This window comes from Streptomyces sp. NPDC060232, from assembly GCF_042726555.1.
Taxonomy (GTDB): Bacteria; Actinomycetota; Actinomycetes; order Streptomycetales; family Streptomycetaceae; genus Streptomyces.
Genome location: NZ_JBHXAG010000011.1, coordinates 176018 through 196665 on the forward strand (window position 1 = coordinate 176018; position 20648 = coordinate 196665).

Here is a 20648-nt window from a genome sequence, read left to right on the forward strand (position 1 = left end):
CTTTCCGTGCCGGGGAGTTCACTGTTCATCACGCCGCCCGGGGCTGCACCACCGCTCCTTCCGATGGAGCCCACCCCTGCCCCGGGCGGTGCCTGCCGGGTGGTGGGGAGGCGGTCCCAAGCTGGCCCGGTCGCAACCTCCCCGCCACCCTCCCCCTTCCCGCCAAGTCCGAGGAGACCACCGTGCCGCTGACCGACGCCGACCTGTCCGCCGCCCTCGCCGGCTCCACCGTTGTGGTCACCGGGGGCGGGGGCCTGGTCGGCTCCCGCATCACCGCCCGCCTTCGCGCGGCCGGGGCCCGCGTGATCGCCGTGGGCAAGCTCGACGCCTACCCTGCCACGGTCTACGCCGACCTGTTCGGCGTGCACCCCACCGACCGCGACACCATCGTGGGCGACATCGCCGACGCGACCCTGATGGACCACGTCGTCCGGGAAGCCGACTACGTGGTGCACGCCGCCGTCGCCGACGTGGCCGCCTGCACCCGCAACCCAATGGCTGCGATCCAGACCAACGTCACCGGCACCCAGGTCCTCCTGGACGCGGTCCGCCGATGCAACGCCCGCGTACGCCGGTTCGTGTTCGTTTCCTCGGCGGCCGTCTACGGCAACGGCGACCCCAAGCGACACGACGTGCAGAGGTGGAACGAAGACCAGCCCCTCGCCCCCCTGTCGGTGTACGCGAACACGAAGGCGTGGGGTGAGGCACAGACCGCGCTCGTGCTGGGCAAAGCCAACGTCTCCCACACCTCGGTCCGATACTTCTCCGTCTACGGCGAACCGCAGACCGTGAAGGAGGGCTCGCACTCCTGGGTGGTCGCCTGGATGGCGATGCGCGCGAAGCTCGGCCTGCCCCTGCACCTGAACGGCGGCGGCCGCCAGGTCCGCGACTTCGTCCACGTCGAAGACATCGCCGAGGCCACCGTCCGAGCGATGCTCGCCCCCGGCGCCGACCGGCAGACCCTCAACATCGGCACAGGCCAAGCCACGGCCATCGCCGACGTGGCCCAGCTCATCCGCAACCACTACCCCGACGCCGAGTTCCAGGACCGGCCGCTGCCCGAGGGTGACCCGCTCGGCGGGACGGCCGGCACGGCCCGCATGACCGCCGCCCTGGAGTGGGAGCCCCGGATCACGGTGGCCGAGGGCGTGGCCCGCTACGTGGCCTGGCTCGACAACACCCCCGCCGCCCTGCCCGACTTCCTGCGCCGTGAGGCCGCCGAAGCCGCCTGAACCGCCCGCCCCGACGACGACCAGGAGCAAGCCAGGTGCCCGAGTCCATCCGTATCGGTGACTACGTCCGCCCCCCGGCCGCGTCCGGCCTGGACGCCACCGGATACGCCAAGATCGGCGAGTTCGAGCTGTCCGCCTTCCTCACCCGCTGGGACGCCCTCCACGACGACGCCCTACAGGTTGTGCCCGAGCGGATCCACCCCACCGCGCAGATCCACCCCACTGCGATCATCGGCGAAGACGTCATCATCGGGCCGGGGGTCCGCGTTCACGAGTTCTCGACCGTCCGCAAGCGGTCCGTCCTCGCCGCCGGCGTGTCCGTGGGCTTCGGGTGCGAAGTGACCCACTCCTTCGTGGGGGAGAACACTGTTCTCGGCCACCAGGTCGGCGTCGGGCATTCCATCATCGGGACCGACGCCCACCTGTCCGCGAACCTCGTGATCGCGGCGATCAGCTTGTGGAACTACGACATGCGCGTACCCATCAAGGAAATCGCTCTGCACGGCCCCGGCGACGAACCGCCCTACCGGTGCACCACGTCCCAGTTCGGCGGCCTGATCGGCGACCACGTCCAGACTGGCAGCATGATCACCCTCGGCCCCGGCATTGCCGTGGGCCGGCACTCGACCATCGCCGCGAGCGTCTGCATGGGCAGCACCGTCGTTCCCCCGGCCAGCGTCGTACGGTCGTCTTCACCCGAGGTGATCATCGAGCCCCGCCGGATCTGACCGCCGTCCCCGCCGACTCCCGCCCCGGCGGCGGGCTCGCCTGTGGGCCTCGGTCCAGCGGGGCCGTGCCCACTCTGTCCGCACCGCGGCGAAGTACCCCGAGGCCGGCGCCCGGGCCCGGGAGATCCTCGCGCAGCGGCCCGGCGCGGCCTGACCGCCCGAGTACGCGAATGGGCCCCACCAGAACCAAAGATCTGGTGGGGCCCCTTGCTGACCTGGGAGGGTCGTTGTGCCCTCCCGGCTACGCGGGACCGATACGGCCGCCCCGCGGCAACGTGCGGACGTTCCCGGCGCCGTCCAGGGCGTTACGGAGCCGCTTGATTTCCTCGTACTGCGCGGCCAGCTGCGACACAGCCACCGTGCGGAACACCGTCAGTTGCGCGATGGTGTCCCGGTTGGCCGCCAGCCGCTCCCGCAGACCGGCATTTTCGGCCTTCAGACGCTCTATCTGGGCGTCCCGGGGGTCGATGATCTCCCCGGCCTCCTGCGCGGCCCTCACGCGCCGCTCGAACTCCTCCGCCAGGTGCTGGTACGGGCCGGGCCGCTCGTTCCCGGCCCGGTCCTTCTTCGGGTAGAAGCCGGTGCGGGTCACGCCGGCCTCGGCGGCCAGGGTCTTCAAGTCGCACCGGCCGCCGCGCGGGAGTTCACCCCGGAGTAGCCGGTCCATCGCAGCCCGGATCGCTCCCTCGTTGTGCTGCTTCGTCTGCTCGGAGATCCGGGCCACGTCAGGCTCCTTCCTGGGCCGGGCCGGTCCTGGCGGCGTCGATTTCGTCCAGTACCCGGAGCGACCTGTCCAGGTCGGCCCGGACACGGTCCCGTTCGGCCTTGTGGCCCCGGGGGATGGAGCCGAGGAACACGCGCGTCCTCTCGGCGTTGTCGGCCCACACCTTCCGGTGGACCGGGTGGTGGGTGGCCTGCGGGCACCGTGCGGAGTCGCACATCCCCGCCATGGGCTTGGAGTCCGTGGTGACCGGAGCCCCGGCGATCTTCAAGCACAGGGCCTTATGGGGGTCCTTGAACCAGCAATAGTTCGCAGCGCCGGCGTGGAGGAACTGGGACTGGCTTCGCAGGAGGTTGACCAGCTGCCGGTCCGACCCCATCACCTTGGGTTCCCCGGCCTGGTGATCGGCCAGGGCGGCGTCCACCCTCGTGAACGCGGCGATCACGTCCCGGGCTCCGGGGCCGGACGGCATGATGCCGGCCTGGAACTCCCGGAATGCGGTGGCGGTCAGCTCCAGGTGGTGCTTCGCCTCCTCCTCCCCGACCTCGGCCAGGAAGATGCCTTGTGCGCCACCGGGACGGTGCGCGTAGCCCTCGGTGGTGGCCACGTGCACATGCTTAAGGTGGATTTTCGCGGCGATCAGGCCGCCGGGCCGGTTGGCCAGTGCCATGGCCAGCGTGCGGCGGAGGTTCCGTGCGTTCACGGGGCCGTCCGGGATCGGTGCCAGTCCGAGGCGGCCGCCTTCGGGGCCGTTGACCCAGGTCCGGAACTGAATGTAGATGTCGGCCGAGGCTGGCCTCTTCCTGCCGAACAGGGCCCCGTTCAAGGATCCGTCCCGTTGCGCGATCCGTGCGGCCAGGCCGACGGCCCGCCAGGCTTCTTCGATCACCACCCACTCCTCCGGGACGCCGCCGAACTCCTGACCCTTGATCAGTCGGGACGCCAGCCGGTAGCGCATGGCGCCGCTGTACGCGGGGGTGGGCGGGAGACATGAGTCCGTGGACAGCTCTGCCAGCTCACTGGCCCGCATCCCGCTAAGGGCCGCAGCGACGACCAGACAGTCCCCCTGTACGAGACTGCCGAGGGTTCGAGGTTGCCGGTAGTCGAGTGGCAGCGTCCACGGCGCCGTGCCGTTCCCGTCCGCCCGCTGGACCAGGGCGGCACCGCGACCGTGGACGGCCGCCGCGCCTACCTTCGCCGCGGCCTCTTCGATCAGCGGGCGGAGCACCTCCAAGGGCCCGATCTGGATCTCTTTGCTGACCCCGGCATCCCTCCCCAGCTGGTCCAGGTTCACTTCCAGAAGCGGGTCCGAGAGCGACCAGACGCCACTCCGGACCCGCTGAGTGATCGACCCCCTGTCCAGCTGGGGAAGCGGCACACCATCACGCACGCACGCATTCAGGTGCTCCGCGAACCTGTCCCTGTCCCGTTTCGAGAGCGAGTATCGAATGCCGATGGTGGGGCGGGACTCCTTTCGGGCCTGCGCGCGCTCGATCTCCTCCGCGACGTAGGGGCCGAGAGTTTCGACCACCCACAGGGCGGCCGCCATCATCGGCTGGAAGACGTGGTCTGGGACCGGCCCGGAGAGGTTCCCAACCTGCTTCTTGGCGCCAGCCACTTCGAATACGGACCTGCCCGCCCAGGGGGTGAATCCGGGGGCGTAGGCGTCGTGGGTGAACAGACCGCTGTAGAAGGCCAGGTACTGCACAGGCAGGAGGAGGTTCAAGAGCGTGGAGGGCTGGATGGTCCTGCCGTGCCTGGTGCTGCGGGAGGCGAAGGCCATGTAACGGTCGCAGTGGTTTTGGTCGACGTCAGCCAGGGTACGGACGCCTTCCGTATGAAGCCAGTTCAGCCAGAGGGCCAGACTGCTGATCTGCCCGTACACCGCGCTGACCGCTTTGGGCTTGCGGAACGCGTGCGGAAGCACGGCCACGTGCTCATCCTGCGGTGCCAGGAGGGCCAGGATCATCTCCTTTGCTACGGTCCTCCACGCCGGGTTCACGATCCGGCGGAAATCCCAGCGCAGGGCGGTGGCGGTGAGTGACTTCGGGGCCCGGGCCAGTCCCGTCATATCCCATAGGTCGTCATCGAACAGGGGGCCGCGATTCCCGGGTGGCATCTCCAGCTGGGCAACGGTGCAGACGTCCAGCCCTGAGAACGGGGACCGGCGGCTGGCGGTCGTAAGAACGCTGGGCGTCGTCATACGGTCATCTCCTCGGGGCGGACGGGAATCTGGTCGTCGGTGTCGGCCACGGCGGCCGCCGCGGCCTCCAGCACGGCGGGCGGAAACCCGGGCAGGACCTCCCGGTCCAGGTGGTCCGCGTACGGGCCGAACACTGCGACGAATTCGGCGGTGGTCATCTGCCTGGACTGCCGTGCGAAGTACGCGCGGAGCCTCAGCAGGTTCGCCGCGTGGCGAGGCATGAACACGGCGAGAGGGCACAGCAGGCACACCCACGGCCGGGCCGGACAAGGCTTTCCTGCGAGCCCGTGAAGGCCCGACAGGGGGTCTTTACAGGACGCGGTGAACACGTCACGTTCCCCGGCCAGGAGTTCGGACAGGGCACCGTCAGAGAGGCCGAGGCGGGCCGCCTCCGCCGGGAGGCCGGCGGCCGCACGGGCGGCCGCTTCCTGGGTCAGAACGGTCGGAGGGAGGGCCCGCCCGAGGATGTCCGCCTGGCTCTCCTCGATGATCGTTTCTACCGCGTCCATCTGCGCCGGGGTTTGCGCGGTCAGGTACCGGTCCCCTTCCACGGCGGCGGAGTGGTTGGGGTCGATAGCCGTATTCCCCGTCCAGCCCTTGCGGCTGAGGGTGTTCAAGTAGGTAGTCCGGATGCGTGACGGGTGGAGCTGCAACGGCTTTCCGGTGTCGTCCAGCAGACCCATGCGGGCGGTCAGCCCGGTGTCCTTGGCCCGCAGGTTGGTCCCGTCCGGGTCGGGGCCGCTGACTACGTAGCCGAGGCCGCCCGATTCGGCCGTGAACCGGTTCGCGCGGAGCCGGAGCCATAGTTCGTCGCGGACTTCGGGACGGGCCTGCTGGCGCAGGAGGGCCGAGTGTTCTAGCCATCGTTCGATCAGGCGGACCGCGCGGCCGGTGAGCTTGACCGACTCCGGACCGCGCCGGCCCTTCACGTAGTCCAGGAGAATGGAGGAGTCTCCGGCCCACGTCACGTCACCGATTCCAAGGCCGGACAGGCCGTCTGGCACCACACCGCTGTAGACGCCGAGGAGAAGGCGGTACGCGGCGGCGGTGGCGGCCGCCGGATACAGGGCCTCCCGTACGGGGGCCAGCATCTTGGCCGCATCAACCCGGTGCCGGTGCCATCCGATGTGCGCGGCGAACGCCTTGCTGGACATGGGCCCGTGCTGGAGGAGTTCCCGGGCGATGTTGGGCGGGGTGAGGCCGGCCACTCGCGGATCCTCCCCTCCGGCGGCCTCGGCCAGAGCCCGGCGGTGGTCGGCCCAGCTCTCTTCGACCACTTGCTGCAGGGCTTCGGTGATGCGCTGCCACTCTCCCTCCGTGTACGGGGGGAGAGGATCCGGCCGACGGCGCGCCTTGATCAGCTTCCCGTCCAGGTACGGGACGACATCCGGAGGCAGGGCGCCGCTGACCTCGTGGGCGGCGCGGAGCAGGGAGCGGGAGAGATCTGCGTGTTGGACGGTGACAGCCATCCAGAACCGGAACAGAAGGGGACGGGTCAGCTGGGACAGGCCGCCCGTGAACCCTTCCGCCGCCAGCCAACGGACCATGCCCCGGAGGTAGGAGGCGTAGTGCAGTGCCGTCTTCCGGGCGCAGATCCTTCCGTGGGGGTGCACCAGGGCGGGGAAGGCGGCGGCCAGCTCGGCAGCCAGCTGGTCGTTCGCGGTCCCGTCGAAGCGGGCCGTGTACCGGGTGCCGTCGGGGAAGACGAATTCGACCCGCACGGGGTCATGGTGCAGGTACGCGGGCATCAGGCCTCTTCTCCGAACTCCGCGGCGGCCTCGGCCTCGGCGTCGTCATCGGTGCGGCCGGCTGCGGTGTAGGCGTCTCGGTAGATCCGCTGGACATCCAGGCGCCGGAGGTAGATCTCCGTGGTGGTGACGGAGGAGTGGCCGAGGAGATCCCGAAGGATCATCAGCGGGTCCGTCTTCGTGAGGTAGAGGGCCAGGCCGCCGTCCCCGCCGGTGTCGGTGATCAGCGCGGCGGCCCGCTGGTAGTAGCCCTGGACTAGGGCCTCCAGGGTCTCCATCGCGAAGGTGTGCCGGAGCGTGTGGGCGTGGACCGGGGGGAATCGCGGTTCGTAGCGTTCCCGGATGCGCCGGGAGGTGCGCCGGAAGACGGTGTCCCAGTCCACGAAGGGCTGGCCAGTGGACTGCACGGCGACCATCGGTGACGTGCCGTCGGGATTGACCAGGCGGAGGCGTTCGGCCGGTGAGAGGTGCCGCCACGGGGCGCGATGGCCGTTGATCCGGGCGCCTTCGTGGTCGGGTGCTTCGATGATCAGCGGCTCCCCGAGGCGCGCCGGAGGTCGGTAGCGGCCGCGGGTCACGGCGGCGTCCCGGTCCAGCTCGACGTACTGGTGGACATCGGCCAGGGCCCGGTGGCTGGTCCAGGTGGCGCGTGCCTTCTGCCCCTTCGTAGTCGACTCGGGCAAGGGGAACCAGACCGGGACAGCGGTCCGCCGTGCGGGCAGCGTAGGGAGTTCGTACGTCAGGAGGTAGGTGAACTCCTGGGCGCGTAGGCCGGTGGCGGTGACCAGGCCGCCCATGGCGCTGTTGCGGGCCAGTTCCCGGCCGCGGAAGGTGTCGTCCGGGGCGCCGTCGGGGTCCAGCCCGGCCAGAGCCCGGAGGAAGGTGTCCCGGAACCCGGGCTCCAGGTACTTGATCGTCACGTGGGGCTTGGCACGGCGGACGGTGGCGGTGTTGCGGCGGACCTCCATCGCGCCGGCCTCCCTGCTGTAGCGGGTGCCCATGGCGTACGTGAACGGGACCTTCGCGCAGTGGTCGTTGTCGACGGCCCAGGAGTAGAAGCGGGACATCACGTTGACGCGGTGGTTCCAGGTGGCGCCGTCCCATCTGGCTTCGACTGGTCCGGCCAGCCGGTACTCCGCGAAGGCGCCCAGTGCGGCCCGCAGGTCTTCGCGCTCCGCGAAGGGATGCACGGAGCGGGAGGCCAGGAACTCCAGCCAGGACCGCATGGCCTGCGCGTACGAGCGCCAGGACTTCGCGGCCGGCACCCCGCTGATGGGGAGTTCACGGAGCCAGGCGTTTACTGCGACGGTGGGGCGGGGGCCGTGTTCATCCTCGAACCGGAGGTCGTCATCAATCAGGACCGGCATGTCCTGGCGGATGAGGGGCTCCCGGTCAAGGTCCCAGGACTCCCAGCCGTCCCGGGTGAAGTAGGTCAGCAGCATGTCCACACCATAGACATTGAGACCCGCTCAAGTAGCGTGAATAGAAAGATAGTTGCACTCCAGCCCTACCCTCTAAAGAGACAAGGCTAAAGCGCAGTGATAAGTGACCTTTTCGCGTCCGAGAACCTGGCCCAGGCCGCTGTCACCCCCGGCATGAGCCTGCAGAACGCCAAGTCCGTGAAGTACAACGTCAACGGGGAGATGCTGGCCCGTCAGGGATCGATGGTCGCCTTCCGCGGCAATCTGCAGTTCGAGCGCAAGGGGCAGGGCATAGGCGGCATGCTCAAGCGCGCCGTCACGGGCGAGGGCCTGGCGCTCATGTCCGTACGCGGCCAGGGCGAGGCCTGGTTCGCCCACCAGGCAGGCAACTGCTTCATCATCGACATCGAGCACGGTGACGCCCTCACCGTCAACGGTCGCAACGTGCTGTGCTTCGACCCGACGCTGTCCTACGAGATCAAGATGGTCAAGGGCGCCGGCATGACCGGCGGTGGCCTCTTCAACAGCGTATTCACCGGCACCGGCAAGCTCGCCGTCGTCTGCGACGGACACCCGATCATCATCCCGGTCACCCCGCAGGCCCCCGTCCACGTCGACACGGACGCGGTCGTCGGCTGGAGCGCCCAGCTGGAGACCGGCCTGCACCGCTCCCAGTCGGTCGGCTCGATGATCCGCGGCGGCTCGGGCGAGGCGGTCCAGCTGAAGCTGAGCGGCGAGGGCTTCGTCATCGTCCGCCCGAGCGAGCTCACCGAGACGTCGGCCGCGCACTGAACCTCACCGGTGTGGGCCGCCGCTACGGACGCCGTCGGCCCTGGGTGCTGCGGGGGGTCTCGCTGGAGGTTCCGCCCGGCGCCCTCGTACGGGTCGAAGGCGGCAACGGCGGCGGGAAGTCCACCCTCCTGCGGATCGTCGCCGGAATCGACGCGCCGACCGAGGGTCGCGTCGGGGGACGGCCGCGGCGCACCGCCTACGTACCCGAGCGCTTCCCGGTGGCGCTGCCGCTGACGGCCCTGTCCTACCTGACGCACCTGGGACGGGTGCACGGGCTCGGGCGGGCCGAGGCGGTCCGCCGGGCGGCGCACTGGCTGGAGCGCTTCGGGGCCGCCGGGCACGCCCGCACCCCCATGGCCGAACTCTCCAAGGGCACGAGCCAGAAGGTGGCCGTGGCCCAGGCCCTGCTCGCGGGTCCCGAGCTGCTCGTCCTCGACGAGGCCTGGACCGGGCTGGATGCCACGGTTCGCCGCGAGCTGGACCTCGCCGTGGCCGAACGTACCGCCGCCGGGGCCTCCGTGGTGTTCGTGGACCACGACCCGGCGCGGCTCGCGGGCGTGCCCGACGCGCACCACCGGCTCGAAGGAACGTCACTGGTGCCGGTGGCGCCCCGGGGCGCGGCGGGACCCCGGGTACGGATCCGGGCCGCCGCGGCGCCCGGTGGCGTCCTACCGCCCGGCCTGCCCGGCCGGCCGGGCCCCGACGGCGTCGTGGTGCTGACCGTGGACGCCGCCCGCTCCGACGAGGTGCTGCGGATCCTCCTCGGCGCCCGCCCGCCCTGGCACGTGCGCACCGTGGAGGAACTGCCGTGACCGCCCTCCTCCGTTACCAGGCCGCGCTCCTGCTGCGCTCCCAGCGGTGGCTCGCCCCCTGCGTCGCGTACGCAGCGTTCGTGGCCGTCGGGATCCGGCCGGGCGACCCGGTGCTGGACTCCCTCGGCTACGCGGCTGCCGGCCTGGTCCCGTTCGCCGCCTGGCTGGTCCGGATCTGCGCCGGCAACGAGCCCGGGGCCGCCCGCGACTGCGCGGCCGCGGCGGCCGGTCCGGTAAGGGTCCACGCGGCGGCCCTGCTCACCGGCCTTGTCGGGGCGCTGAGCGCGGGCGCCCTGGCAGCCGGCGCGGCGTTCCTGGTCTGCGACCGGGGAGGAGCCGCCCCCGCCGCGGCCGCTGTCGCGGGTGGCCTGGTGACGGCGGTGTGTGCCCTGACCGGCGCGGCGGTCGGCGCGCTGTCCGCCAGGCCGCTGCTGCGCCGCCGCGGCCACGGCGTGCTGTCGGCGGCCCTGGGTTCCCTGCTGGCCTTGGTCCTTGCGCCCTCCCCGGCCCACGGCGCGGTGTCCGCCCTGGCCATGGCGGCGCGCTCGGGCAGCACGCCGCTGCCGCTCACGGCCCTCGCGGTCGCGCTCGCCCTGGCCGCCGCCGCGGGCGCCGCGGCCTGCCTGGCCGCCACCCGGCGGGGGTGAGGGGGCACGGACGGCCGCTAAGTGCCGATCAGTTCGGACACCTTCACGAAGCGGTAGCCGCGCTTGCGCAGTTCCGGGACGATCTTCCGGACGGCCTCCTCGGTGACCGGGGCGGCGCTGCGGGTGCAGTGCATCACCACCACCGAGCCGGGCTTCACGCCGGCGAGGACCTGTTCCGCCACCGCCTCCGGGTCCGTCGCGAAGGCGTCCCCGCTGACCACGTCCCACTGGACCGCCGTGACCCCTGCCGTGGACAGGGCCCGCAGCGCCGGGTCGTCGTAGCAGCCGCCGGGGAAGCGGAAGTACGGGACGGTGTTGACGGCGCCGGCCTGCCGGAAGGCGGCGAAGGCCCGGTCCACGTCGGCCCGGGCGGCCGCGCCGTCGAGGGCGGGCAGCCCGTAGCACGGGGACGTGAAGGCGTGGTGGCTGTAGGAGTGGTTGGCGATCTCGAAGTTCGGGTCGGTCCCGATGGACTTGGCCTGGTCCGGGTACTCCTCGGCCCAGCGGCCCGTCATGAAGATCGTCGAGGGCACCTTGAGGGTGCGCAGCGTCGAGATCAGCCCGGGGTTGTCGAAGCGCTCCCCGCCCGCGGCGCGCGGCCCCTGGTCGGAGGTCATGTCGGCGTCGAAGGTCAGCGCCACGGTCTTGTCCGCGTGCTGCTTCGCCCGCTCGAAGACGGGGGTCAGGCCGTTCGGGCCGGGGGCCAGGGTCGGGGCCCTGCCGGGGGCGCCGGCGGGCGGGGCGCCCGGCAGGGGGCTCTGGGAGGCGGCCGCGGCGCCGGGCGCGGAGGCCGCCGGGGACGCGGGGGCGGACGGCGGGGGCGTGCCCATACGGGCTTCGCGGCCGGCCCCGGTGGAGCCGGAGCCGGAGCCGGAGCCGCCCCCGCAGCCCGCGAGGGAAGCGGTGAGGGCGGCACTGAGTGCGGCCGCGGCCGCCACCTTGCGCATGCGCACAGAAATGGTCACGCACGCAAAATATATGACTATGTGACAAGTGGGTGTCAGCGGCACTCCCGTCGTGCCGCGGGACCCCCGGTCAGCGCCGCCAGGGACCCGTCACGGCGAAGGTGGTGCCCGGGGCGTAGGCGTTGACGTACATGGTCCGCCCGTCGGGGGAGAAGGCGACCCCGGCGAACTCCCCCCACTCCGGGGCTCCCGGACGGCCGATGTCCTCGGCGTTGCGGGCCACCGGATAGACCTCGCCGGCCGCCGTCACCCCGAACACGTACTGCGCGCCGCCGCCGTCCTCGCACACCATCAGCCCGCCGTCCGGGGCCAGGCAGATGTTGTCGGGGGAGTCCCCGGGCAGCGTCACGTCGGCGGCCGGCCCGAAGAGCACGTCGAGCCGCAGCCGGGCCCGGCGCGGATCGTAGAACCACACCTGTCCGTGGTGGTCGGCGGGCGCGCCCTCGCCCCGGCGGGCGTAGCTGGACACGAAGTGCACGCCGTGGCCTCCCCAGTAGCAGCCCTCCAGCTTCTGCGCGTGGGTGACGCCGCCGGGGCCGAAGTCCTGGTGCCGGATCGGGGTGCCGGCGGCCGAGGGGTGCGGTACGGGCACCCACTCCACCGGGAACTCCGCGCCGGGCTCGTCCACCGCCGCCAGGTCCGCCAGCCCCGGAACCCGCAGGGCCTCCAGGGCGCCGCCCGCCCGCAGCGAACCGGCGCCGCCGAGCGGCCGCTCCGGCAGGAACCGGTAGAACAGCCCGAAGGGCTGGACGAAGGCGTCCTCCGTCTCGTAGACCACCCCGCGGTACGGGTCCACGGCGACGGCCTCGTGCGCGAAGCGGCCCATCGCGGTGAGCGGGACGGCGCCCGTGCGCTGCGGGCGGGCCGGGTCCACCTCGAAGACGTAGCCGTGGTCGCGGTCGTAGCCGGAGGTGCCGGCCCGGTCCTCGGTCTCCTCGCAGCTCAGCCAGGTGTTCCAGGGGGTGCGGCCGCCCGCGCAGTTGACGGCGGTGCCGGCGAGGGCGACCCGCTCGCCGGTGACCCGCCCGTCCGCGGCGAGGTCCAGGGCCGTGCACCCGCCGAGCGCCCCGGGGTCGTACGTCAGCCCCGGTACGGCGGGGACCCGCAGGGCGGCGGTGGCGCGGTTCTCGTGGTTGCGCACCAGCCGCACCCGGCCGGCCCCGGCGTCGAAGGCTGCCATGCCGTCGCAGTGGCCGGGGACGGCGCCCTCCCCGGAGCGCAGTGGGTCGCCCGCGCGCGAGAGCACCCGGTAGGTGAACCCGGCGGGCAGGTCGAGGAGCCCGCGCGGGTCGGGCAGCAGCGGCCCGTAACCGCCGCCGGCCCGGGCGGCGGCCCGGGCCGAGGCGGGGGAGCCGCCGGCGAACAGCGCGCCCAGCGCCCCGCTGAAGGCGATGGCGCCGGCGGTGAGCAGGCTGCGTCGGGAGACGGACATCGGCGGCTCCGTGAGGAAGGGCGGCTGGGGGTGTCCTGCCGATCGGGCCGGATCAGGGCCGGGTGGTGCCGGGCAGGCAGGCCACCGCCGGGTTGAAGGTCTCGTGCAGGCCGCGGGGGTTCTTCTTCCACAGCCACAGGTGCAGGGCGTAGTGGACCGGCTGCCCGGGGAAGTTGCCGGCCTTGGGGCCCTTGAACGCGGTGCCGAGCATGGTCGGGCGGTCGTCGTCCGTGGTCAGCTTCTGGTCGCGGTCGTAGACCAGCCACTGGACCCCGACGAGGCGCTTGCCGCCGCGCCCGTCGTCCTCGTAGTACAGCGCGGCGGGCTTCGCCGGGTCGACGGAGTTGTCGTACCTGTGGTTGAAGTGCGGGTAGCCGAGCGCGCCGGTCCGCCCCACCCTGTCGAAGACGCAGTACTTGTCGGGGACGTAGCCGGCCGCCACCGCGTTGGCGTGCACCTGGTACTTGGCGGTCGCGCTGTACACGGCCGCCCGGTCGGCCAGGGCCCGGCCGGCGTCCGGGCCGTGGCCGGCGGCGGCCGGCGGCGCGGCGACGGCCGCCAGGGCGAGCGAGGCGGCTGCGGTGAGGGCGGGGGCGATACGTCGGGCCATGCGCGGGCTCCTCGGGACGGACTGGCTGATGGCACAGCAGCCCTTCCCGCCGCCCGCCGCGCCCGCCCCGCGCCCGCCCCGTACACGGCACGGACGGGCGACCGCCGATCGGCCGACGGCCCACCCGCCGCCGCCCGGCCGACCGGTGGCCGGACATCCGCGGGCCGACGGCCCCGCCCCCCGGAGCTGGCGGCTCACCCGAACGGGAGCCGGGCCGTTTCGCGGCGCACGGCCGCGGGGAACCGGTGAGTCCGCAGACGGCCGTTGCGGCGGCCACGGCCACGGCCACAGCCACAGCGGCCACGGCCACAGCCACGGAGGCGAGTGCGACGAAGGGTTGGGAACATGGCGCAGCGGGACGCGGCACCGATCGGCGACGGAGAACTGCGGGACACCGTGTCCGCCGTCTCCAGGGGCGCACCGGAGTACCGGCAGTGCCCCCACCCCGTGTACGCGGCCCTGCGCGAGCAGGACCCGGTGTGCCGGCTGACCCCTCCCCACGGGATCGACACCTATCTGATCACCCGTTACGGCGACGCCCGCGACGCCCTGTCGGACCCCCGGTTCAGCAAGGACATGCACGGCGCCATCGACACCTACCACGCGGTGTACGGCAGCTTCTTCGACGCGCTCGACGACAACGTGCTCTTCTCGGACCCGCCGCGGCACACGCGGCTGCGCCGCATCCTGCGGAGCGCCTTCACCCCCCGGCGGGTGGAGCAGATGCGTCCGCGGGTCACCCGGATCGCGGAGACGATCCTCGGCGAGTGCCGCAGGGCGGGCACGGTCGATCTGATGGCCTCGTTCGCCTTCCCGCTGCCCGTCGCGGTCCTGTGCGAACTGATGGGCATCCCGCAGGAGGACCGCCCGGAGATCCTGGAGCAGTTCGCGGTGGTCACCCGCTCGCGGTTCGACCCCAGCCGCAGGGCGGAGCTGAAGGCGGCCGAGGAGCGGCTCCAGCACCGGCTCGAACGCCTCATCTCCGACACCCGCGACCACCCGTCGGACACCTTCCTCAGCGACCTCCTCCAGGCGGAGGAACGCCTGGACGACCCCGAACTGGTCGCGTCGCTGTGGGTGCTGTTCTTCGCCGGCCACAAGACCACCGCCTACCAGATCGGGAACTCCGTCCTCAACCTGCTGCTCCACCCCGACCAGGCGGCCAGGCTCCGCGAGGACCCGCGGCTCATCCCGGGCGCGGTCGAGGAGATGCTGCGCTTCGAGGGGTCGGTGGAGACCTCCACCTTCCGGTACGCCGCCCAGGAGGCCCGGATCCGGGACACGGTGATCCCCAAGGGCTCCCTGGTGCAGATCGCGATCTCCTCGGCGAACCGGGACCCGGAGCGGTTCGACGCGCCCGACGAGCTGGACGTGACGCGCGAGGGGCTGCAGGGCACGCACCTGGGCTTCGGCCACGGCACCCACTACTGCCTGGGGGCGCCGCTGGCGCGGCTCGAACTCGAGATCGCGCTGGCCTGCCTGCTGCGGGAGTTCCCCGGCATGCGGCCGGTGGACCTGGAGGAGACCCGGGGCGCGTGGCTCAAGGGCCCGGTCCCGGCCTTCCGGGGGCTGGAGCACCTGCGGGTGGTCCTGGAACCCCCGCGCCCGGACGGGGACCCCGGCGAGCCGACCCTGGCCTCCGTGGCCTCCGGAAAGTAACCCAGACCCGATGGGCGGTGGATTGGCATGACGGATTCCGTGAGTACCCCCGTGCGGCTCCTGGGAAGACCGGCGGACGAACTGCGCATCGCGGCGGTGGGCACCAGCGAGGTCATCCGGATCGCCCGGGGCCCCTCCGCGCCCGCCCCGGACGCGGACACCGCGGGCACGGTCCATTCGAAGATCGACATTCACCACCACTACTGCGCGCCGGAGTGGCGCGAGTGGGCGGTGCACCACGGGCTGGTCACGCCGGAACAGCTGCCCCCGTGGGCCCGGATCGACACCGAGGCGTCGATCCGGTTCATGGACGACGCGGGGATCACCACCGCCGTCCTCAAGCCGATGCTGCCGGCGCGCTACCGGTCGTCGGCGCAGCTGCGCGAGGCGATCAGCATCACGCTGCGGTCGATGATCGAGGTGGCGACCTCGCATCCGGGACGGTTCTCGTACTACGTGCCGCTCTTCCTGGACGACCAGGAGGCGTCGTCCTGGGCCGTGCGCCGGGGCCTCGGGCAGCTCGGCGCCGCCGGCGTCAACGTGACCGCCAACTACGGGGGCGTCTACCTCGGGGACCCTTCCTACGACCGGCTCTTCCACGAGCTGAACGACTACTCGGCCGTGGTGGACACCCACCCGCACAACCTCCCGGGCGGCCGGCCCGGCGCGCCGACGGTTCCGGGCATCCCGAACTTCATGTGCGACTTCCTGCTCGACACCACCCGGGCGGCCGTGAACATGATCAGCAGGAGGACGCTGGACCGGTTCCCGGACCTGTCCGTGGTCCTGCCGCACGCCGGGGGCTTCCTGCCGTACATCGCCACGCGCCTGCAGGCGCTGGGCCGGTTCTGCGAACCGAGCGTGGAGCCTGCAGCCGTCCGCGACCACCTGAGCCGCTTCTACTACGACACCGCGGGACCCATGGCGCCCGCGGCGACCCTGCTGGAGCATGTGCCCGCCGACCACGTCCTCTTCGGCACGGACTGGCCCGCCGCCCCCGCCGACACCGTCATGGACCTGGCGCTGCCCGCCCTGGAAGCGGACCCGGCCTTCACGCCGGAGCAGCTGCGGGGGATCTACCACGGCAACGCGATGCGCCTGATCCCGCAGCTGGCGACGGCCTGAGGGACACTCCGGGGGTACGGGCCGCGCCGTGCGGCCGTACCCCCGGCCCGTGATCAGGCGAGCTTGGCGCTCAGGGTGATCGTGGTGCCGGTCAGGGCCTGGCTCACCGGGCAGTTCTTCTTGGCGTCCTCGGCGGCGGCGACGAAGGCGTCGTTGTCCATGCCCGGGACCTCGCCCTCCACGCTGAGGTGGATGCCGGTGATGCCCTCACCGGGCTGGAAGGTGACGTCGGCCTTCGTCTCCAGCCGGGTGGGCGGGGTGCCCGCGCCCGCGAGGCCGTGGGACAGCGCCATCGAGAAGCAGCTGGAGTGGGCGGCGGCGATCAGCTCTTCCGGGCTGGTCTTGCCGTTCGCGGCCTCGGTGCGGGCGGGCCAGGAGACGTCGTACGAACCGATGCCCGAGGAGTCGAGGCTGACGACGCCCTTGCCCTTGAGCAGGTCGCCTTCCCAGACGGTGTGCGCGTGACGCGTGGTGGCCATGGTGATCCCTTCGCAGGTGGTGGAAAACGGCCGGCCTCCCGAAAGGGGCGGACCGGCCGTCCCAAACCTACTGGGACACCAGGGGTTTCGCGTCGCGCGCCAGCGCGGTGAGCCGGGATATGGCGCGGAAGTACTTCTTCCGATAGCCGCCGTTCAGCATCTCCTCACTGAACAGCCTGTCGAACGGGACGCCGGACGCCAGCACCGGGATCTCGCGGTCGTACAGCCGGTCGGCCAGGACCACCAGCCGCAGCGCCGTCGACTGGTCCGGCACCGGGCCGACGTCGGTCAGGCAGACGGCCGTGATCCCGTCCGTCAGCGCGCCGTAGCGGCTCGGGTGCACCCGGGCCAGGTGTTCCAGCAGGCCGGGGAAGTCGTCCAGGCTCGCGCCCTCGGTCGCGTACGCGGCCTTGGCGACCTGCTCGTCGGAGAACGGCGCCGGGGCCTGCGGCAGGCCGCGGTGGCGGTAGTCCTGGCCGTCGATCCGCAGCGGCCGGAAGTGCGCCGACAGCCCCTGGATCTCCCGCAGGAAGTCCGCGGCGGCGAAGCGGCCCTCGCCGAGCTTGCCGGGCAGCGTGTTGGAGGTGGCGGCCAGCGCCACGCCCTGCTCGACCAGGCGGCTGAGCAGCGAGGACACCAGCACGGTGTCGCCCGGGTCGTCCAGCTCGAACTCGTCGATGCACAGCAGCCTGTGCCCGCCCAGGGTCTGCACGGTCTGCTGGAAGCCGAGCGCGCCCACCAGGTTCGTGAGCTCCACGAAGGTGCCGAAGGCCTTGAGTGCGGGCTCGGCCGGGGTCGCGTGCCACAGGGAGGCGAGCAGGTGGGTCTTGCCGACGCCGTAGCCGCCGTCGAGGTAGACCCCGCGCGGCCCGGCGGGGGCGGCCGGCTTCTTGGAGAACCAGCGCTTCCGGCCGGCGCCGCTCGCGTGCGCCCCGCCCAGACCGGCGGCGAAGCCGCTCAGCACGGTGACGGCCTCGGCCTGGCTCGGCTGGGCCGGGTCGGGGTTGTACGTGCCGAAGCGGACGGAGTCGAACCGCGGCGGCGGCACCATCTCGGCCACCAGCCGTTCGGCGGGCACCCGCGGCTCGCGCGCGCACAGGGCCTGCGGGCCGGCGTCGGCTATCGGGGGCCGGCCCGGGGTGTGACCGGAGGTGGAGAGTGATGTCGACACAGCCCTTAACTCTACGGGGCGTGGCACACTGCACCGATGCGACGCCTGTTCCCTGTGACCGATCAGACACCAGCCCAGAGGCGGGACGCGGCAGACCGGGAGTGGTCGCTCGACGAACTCGCGGACGCCTACGCGTACCCCGAGCTGGCGGCGGACGGCCACTGGCTCCGGGCCAACATGGTCTCCACCCTGGACGGCGCCGCCCAGCACGACGGCCGCTCACAGCCCATCTCCGGCGAGACCGACATGCGGATCTTCGGCACCCTGCGGGCGCTGGCCGACGTGGTGGTCGTCGGCGCGGAAACGGTTCGCCAGGAGGGCTACCGCCCGGCCCGCGCCCGGGAGGCCTTCGCGGCCCGCCGCGAGGCCGCCGGGCAGGGCCCCGCCCCCGCCATCGCGGTGATCACCGCCAGTCTCGACCTGGACTTCTCGCTGCCGCTGTTCACCTCCCCGCTCGTGCCGACCCTGGTGGTCACCGGCGCCGCCGCGCCCTCCGACCGGGTGGCCGAGGCGGTGCGCGCCGGGGCCGAGGTCGTGGTGGCCGGCGAGGGCGCCGCCGTGGACGCGGCCCGGGCCGTACGGGAACTAGCCGACCGGGGGCTGCGCCGCCAGCTCACCGAGGGCGGGCCCCGGCTGCTGGGCCAGTTCGTGGCCGCCGACGTGCTGGACGAGCTGTGCCTGACGATCTCCCCGACCCTCACGGCGGGCGGTGCCCAGCGCATCGCGGGAGGGCCTTCCGTCACGGTTCCCCACCGGCTCGCGCCCGCCTGCGTACTGGAAGAGGCCGGGTTCTTGTTCACGAGTTACCGTCGGATCTGACAAGGAGCGGAATTTCCCGTTCCGCTTTGCTTCCGCTGGGCACATATACCTGCGCAGGCCCCGTGCGACAGCGGGGCAGGATGGTTTCCGCAGGGGCCGGCCGGCGCCGGCCTCGGCCCATGAAGGAGAGGGCGTCCGTGTTCACGAGCGTATTGATGATCGAGCAGCCGCTGACCACGGTGGACGTGGACTTCGTCACCAGCCTCCACGGAGACGACCCGGTCTCCTTCGTCGTCCTCATGCAACCCCGGGGCGACCAGGACCGACTGCTGCGCGCCATCGACGACGTGGCGCTCGGTGAACTCCCCGAAGCCATCCGTGAGGGTGACGAACCGGAGGGCGAGGACGCGCTCGGCCCCGCCGCGCACGCCCTCGCGCATTCCCTGAACGCCCTGTGCCAGAAGGGCGCCAAGGCCGTCGGGCAGATTGTCGAGAAGCACCCGCTCGACAAACTGCAGTCCGTCGTGGACGAGACCGGTGCCGACGAGGTGATCGTCCTGACCTCGCCGCACTTCGTGGAGGAGTTCTTCCACCGGGACTGGGCCTCCCGGGCACGCCACAAGGTCGGCGTTCCCGTGCTCAAGCTCTTCGCCCACAACGAATAGGCTTGGGCCCCAGAGCCCGACGCACACAAGCACCGCACTCGATCCTGGAGCGACCTGAATGAAGCCCGGCCTGCCGACCGCCATGGAACGGCCCCACTTCATCGGCATCGGCGGCGCCGGCATGTCCGGCATCGCGAAGATCCTGGCCCAGCGCGGCGGCACGGTCGCCGGCAGCGACGCCCGCGGCGACTCCGAGACCGCCGACGCGCTGCGCGCCCACGGCGTCACGGTCCACGGCGGGCACGCCGCGCAGAACCTCGCCGACGACTCCACCTGCGTGGTCGTCTCCAGCGCCATCCGCGCCGACAACCCCGAGCTGGCCCGGGCCGCCGAGCTCGGCATCCCCGTCGTGCACCGCTCCGACGCCCTCGCCGCCCTGATGGACGGCCTGCGCCCGATCGCCGTCGCCGGCACCCACGGCAAGACCACCACCACCTCGATGCTGGCGGTCTCCCTCTCGGCCCTGGGCCTGGACCCCTCCTACGCCATCGGCGGCGACCTGGACGCCCCGGGCTCCAACGCCCACCACGGCGAGGGCGACATCTTCGTGGCCGAGGCCGACGAGAGCGACCGTTCCTTCCACAAGTACTCCCCGCAGGTCGCGATCATCCTCAACGCGGAGCTCGACCACCACGCGAACTACGCGTCGATCGACGAGATCCACGAGTCCTTCGAGACCTTCGTCGGGAAGATCGTGCCCGGCGGCACCCTGGTCGTCGCCCACGGCCAGGAGGGCGCCGCCGAGATCGCCCGCCGCGTCGCGGGCCGCGAGGGCCTCACCGTCGTCACGTACGGCGAGGAGGAGGACGCCGACATCCGCATCACCAAGATCACCCCGCGCGGCCTGACCAGCGAGGTCACCGTGGTCCTGGACGGCCGGATGCTCACCTTCACCGTCTCCGTCCCCGGCCGCCACTACGCCCACAACGCCGTCGCCGCGCTCGCCGCGGGCGTCGCCCTCGGCATCCCGGCCCACAACCTGGCCTCCGCCCTCGGCAAGTACACCGGCGTCAAGCGCCGCCTCCAGCTCAAGGGCGAGGCGGCCGGCGTCCAGGTCATCGACTCCTACGCGCACCACCCCACCGAGATGACCGCCGACCTGGAGGCCATCCGCGGGGCCGCCGGGGACTCCCGGATCCTGGTCGTCTTCCAGCCGCACCTCTTCTCCCGCACCCAGGAGCTCGGCAAGGAGATGGGCCAGGCCCTGGCCCTCGCCGACGCCTCCGTGGTCCTGGACATCTACCCCGCCCGCGAGGACCCGGTCCCCGGCGTCACCAGCGAGATCATCATCGCCGCGGCCCGGGCCGCGGGCGCCGACGTCACCGCCGAGCACGACAAGACGGCCGTCGCCGACGTCATCGCGGGAATGGCCAAGCCCGGTGATCTCGTTCTCACCATGGGCGCGGGCGACGTCACGGACCTCGGTCCGGCCATCCTCGCGCGCCTGTCGAGCTGACGGAACGAGGGAGCGGGAGAGTC

General features: G+C 72.2%; 19 protein-coding genes. 10 read left to right on the forward strand and 9 right to left on the reverse strand.

What is annotated here, in order from left to right; genetic code table 11:
* Positions 1 to 182: 182 nt before the first annotated feature.
* Entirely contained in the window at positions 183 to 1232 is a 1050-nt protein-coding gene (locus tag ACFWFZ_RS18300; protein ID WP_387123483.1) for an NAD-dependent epimerase/dehydratase family protein, read from the forward strand.
* Positions 1233 to 1267: 35 nt separating this feature from the next.
* Complete coding sequence (locus ACFWFZ_RS18305; protein ID WP_387123485.1) at positions 1268 to 1960, forward strand: transferase; 693 nt, start codon at positions 1268 to 1270, stop codon at positions 1958 to 1960.
* 241 nt (positions 1961 to 2201) lie between these two features.
* Here ACFWFZ_RS18305 and ACFWFZ_RS18310 read toward each other — a convergent pair whose 3' ends face one another.
* From ACFWFZ_RS18310 to ACFWFZ_RS18325, 4 genes are all read right to left on the reverse strand, one after another.
* Entirely contained in the window at positions 2202 to 2684 is a 483-nt protein-coding gene (locus tag ACFWFZ_RS18310) for a hypothetical protein (RefSeq protein ID WP_387123487.1), read from the reverse strand.
* 1 nt (position 2685) lies between these two features.
* Entirely contained in the window at positions 2686 to 4752 is a 2067-nt protein-coding gene (locus ACFWFZ_RS18315) for a hypothetical protein (RefSeq protein ID WP_387123489.1), read from the reverse strand.
* A 128-nt stretch (positions 4753 to 4880) separates the two neighbouring features.
* Positions 4881 to 6632, reverse strand: a complete 1752-nt coding sequence (locus tag ACFWFZ_RS18320; RefSeq protein ID WP_387123491.1) for a hypothetical protein — start codon at positions 6630 to 6632, stop codon at positions 4881 to 4883.
* Positions 6632 to 8074 (reverse strand): site-specific integrase, encoded by a 1443-nt coding sequence (locus ACFWFZ_RS18325; protein ID WP_387123493.1) that lies wholly within the window; start codon positions 8072 to 8074, stop codon positions 6632 to 6634. The genes ACFWFZ_RS18320 and ACFWFZ_RS18325 overlap by 1 nt, the downstream gene beginning before the upstream one ends.
* A 96-nt stretch (positions 8075 to 8170) precedes the next feature.
* On the opposite strand from ACFWFZ_RS18325, the gene ACFWFZ_RS18330 reads away from it, so the two are divergent.
* Genes ACFWFZ_RS18330 through ACFWFZ_RS18340 form a run of 3 tightly spaced genes read left to right on the forward strand, consistent with a single transcriptional unit; the run spans position 8171 to position 10304 of the window.
* Positions 8171 to 8845 carry an AIM24 family protein gene (locus tag ACFWFZ_RS18330; RefSeq protein ID WP_387123498.1) on the forward strand — a complete coding sequence of 225 codons (675 nt, stop codon included), beginning with the start codon at positions 8171 to 8173 and terminating at the stop codon, positions 8843 to 8845.
* Positions 8842 to 9657, forward strand: a complete 816-nt coding sequence (locus tag ACFWFZ_RS18335; RefSeq protein WP_387123605.1) for an ATP-binding cassette domain-containing protein — start codon at positions 8842 to 8844, stop codon at positions 9655 to 9657. The genes ACFWFZ_RS18330 and ACFWFZ_RS18335 overlap by 4 nt, the downstream gene beginning before the upstream one ends.
* Complete coding sequence (locus ACFWFZ_RS18340; RefSeq protein ID WP_387123499.1) at positions 9654 to 10304, forward strand: ABC transporter; 651 nt, start codon at positions 9654 to 9656, stop codon at positions 10302 to 10304. The genes ACFWFZ_RS18335 and ACFWFZ_RS18340 overlap by 4 nt, the downstream gene beginning before the upstream one ends.
* Before the next feature lie 17 nt (positions 10305 to 10321).
* Here ACFWFZ_RS18340 and ACFWFZ_RS18345 read toward each other — a convergent pair whose 3' ends face one another.
* The 3 genes from ACFWFZ_RS18345 to ACFWFZ_RS18355 all read right to left on the reverse strand — a co-directional run bounded on the left by ACFWFZ_RS18345 (position 10322) and on the right by ACFWFZ_RS18355 (position 13311).
* A complete protein-coding gene (locus tag ACFWFZ_RS18345) occupies positions 10322 to 11251 on the reverse strand; it encodes a polysaccharide deacetylase family protein (RefSeq protein ID WP_387123607.1) in 930 nt (309 codons plus the stop codon).
* An 88-nt stretch (positions 11252 to 11339) separates the two neighbouring features.
* Complete coding sequence (locus ACFWFZ_RS18350) at positions 11340 to 12701, reverse strand: alkaline phosphatase PhoX (RefSeq protein ID WP_387123501.1); 1362 nt, start codon at positions 12699 to 12701, stop codon at positions 11340 to 11342.
* Between the two features lie 52 nt (positions 12702 to 12753).
* Positions 12754 to 13311: a hypothetical protein gene (locus ACFWFZ_RS18355; protein ID WP_387123503.1), complete on the reverse strand. Its 558-nt coding sequence runs from the start codon at positions 13309 to 13311 to the stop codon at positions 12754 to 12756.
* Between the two features lie 345 nt (positions 13312 to 13656).
* Here ACFWFZ_RS18355 and ACFWFZ_RS18360 point away from each other — a divergent pair, with 345 nt between their 5' ends.
* Together ACFWFZ_RS18360 and ACFWFZ_RS18365 are read left to right on the forward strand one after the other, a co-directional pair.
* Positions 13657 to 14970: a cytochrome P450 gene (locus ACFWFZ_RS18360; RefSeq protein ID WP_387123505.1), complete on the forward strand. Its 1314-nt coding sequence runs from the start codon at positions 13657 to 13659 to the stop codon at positions 14968 to 14970.
* 39 nt (positions 14971 to 15009) lie between these two features.
* Positions 15010 to 16095, forward strand: coding sequence for an amidohydrolase family protein (locus tag ACFWFZ_RS18365; RefSeq protein WP_387123507.1), 1086 nt, complete (start codon positions 15010 to 15012; stop codon positions 16093 to 16095).
* A gap of 53 nt (positions 16096 to 16148) precedes the next feature.
* On the opposite strand, the gene ACFWFZ_RS18370 is transcribed toward ACFWFZ_RS18365, so the two are convergent.
* Together ACFWFZ_RS18370 and zapE are read right to left on the reverse strand one after the other, a co-directional pair.
* Positions 16149 to 16574, reverse strand: a complete 426-nt coding sequence (locus tag ACFWFZ_RS18370) for an OsmC family protein (RefSeq protein ID WP_387123509.1) — start codon at positions 16572 to 16574, stop codon at positions 16149 to 16151.
* A 67-nt stretch (positions 16575 to 16641) separates the two neighbouring features.
* Positions 16642 to 17697, reverse strand: coding sequence for a cell division protein ZapE (gene zapE, locus ACFWFZ_RS18375; protein ID WP_387123609.1), 1056 nt, complete (start codon positions 17695 to 17697; stop codon positions 16642 to 16644).
* An 84-nt stretch (positions 17698 to 17781) separates the two neighbouring features.
* On the opposite strand from zapE, the gene ACFWFZ_RS18380 reads away from it, so the two are divergent.
* From ACFWFZ_RS18380 to murC, 3 genes are all read left to right on the forward strand, one after another.
* Positions 17782 to 18564, forward strand: coding sequence for a pyrimidine reductase family protein (locus ACFWFZ_RS18380; RefSeq protein WP_387123511.1), 783 nt, complete (start codon positions 17782 to 17784; stop codon positions 18562 to 18564).
* Between the two features lie 137 nt (positions 18565 to 18701).
* Positions 18702 to 19169, forward strand: a complete 468-nt coding sequence (locus tag ACFWFZ_RS18385) for an indole-3-glycerol phosphate synthase (RefSeq protein ID WP_387123513.1) — start codon at positions 18702 to 18704, stop codon at positions 19167 to 19169.
* A 58-nt stretch (positions 19170 to 19227) separates the two neighbouring features.
* On the forward strand, positions 19228 to 20625 hold the full coding sequence (gene murC, locus ACFWFZ_RS18390) for a UDP-N-acetylmuramate--L-alanine ligase (protein WP_387123515.1): 1398 nt from the start codon (positions 19228 to 19230) through the stop codon (positions 20623 to 20625).
* Positions 20626 to 20648 lie beyond the last annotated feature (23 nt).

Excerpts from the sequence above, each read along its gene's own strand:
- ACFWFZ_RS18345 (WP_387123607.1), bottom strand. The coding sequence starts at position 11,251 with ATGCGCAAGGTGGCGGCCGCGGCCGCACTCAGTGCCGCCCTCACCGCT.
- ACFWFZ_RS18325 (WP_387123493.1), bottom strand. The coding sequence starts at position 8,074 with ATGCTGCTGACCTACTTCACCCGGGACGGCTGGGAGTCCTGGGACCTT.
- ACFWFZ_RS18380 (WP_387123511.1), top strand. The coding sequence starts at position 17,782 with ATGCGACGCCTGTTCCCTGTGACCGATCAGACACCAGCCCAGAGGCGG.
- ACFWFZ_RS18315 (WP_387123489.1), bottom strand. The coding sequence starts at position 4,752 with ATGACGGGACTGGCCCGGGCCCCGAAGTCACTCACCGCCACCGCCCTG.
- ACFWFZ_RS18360 (WP_387123505.1), top strand. The coding sequence starts at position 13,657 with ATGGCGCAGCGGGACGCGGCACCGATCGGCGACGGAGAACTGCGGGAC.
- ACFWFZ_RS18355 (WP_387123503.1), bottom strand. The coding sequence starts at position 13,311 with ATGGCCCGACGTATCGCCCCCGCCCTCACCGCAGCCGCCTCGCTCGCC.
- ACFWFZ_RS18350 (WP_387123501.1), bottom strand. The coding sequence starts at position 12,701 with ATGTCCGTCTCCCGACGCAGCCTGCTCACCGCCGGCGCCATCGCCTTC.
- ACFWFZ_RS18370 (WP_387123509.1), bottom strand. The coding sequence starts at position 16,574 with ATGGCCACCACGCGTCACGCGCACACCGTCTGGGAAGGCGACCTGCTC.
- ACFWFZ_RS18320 (WP_387123491.1), bottom strand. The coding sequence starts at position 6,632 with ATGCCCGCGTACCTGCACCATGACCCCGTGCGGGTCGAATTCGTCTTC.
- murC (WP_387123515.1), top strand. The coding sequence starts at position 19,228 with ATGAAGCCCGGCCTGCCGACCGCCATGGAACGGCCCCACTTCATCGGC.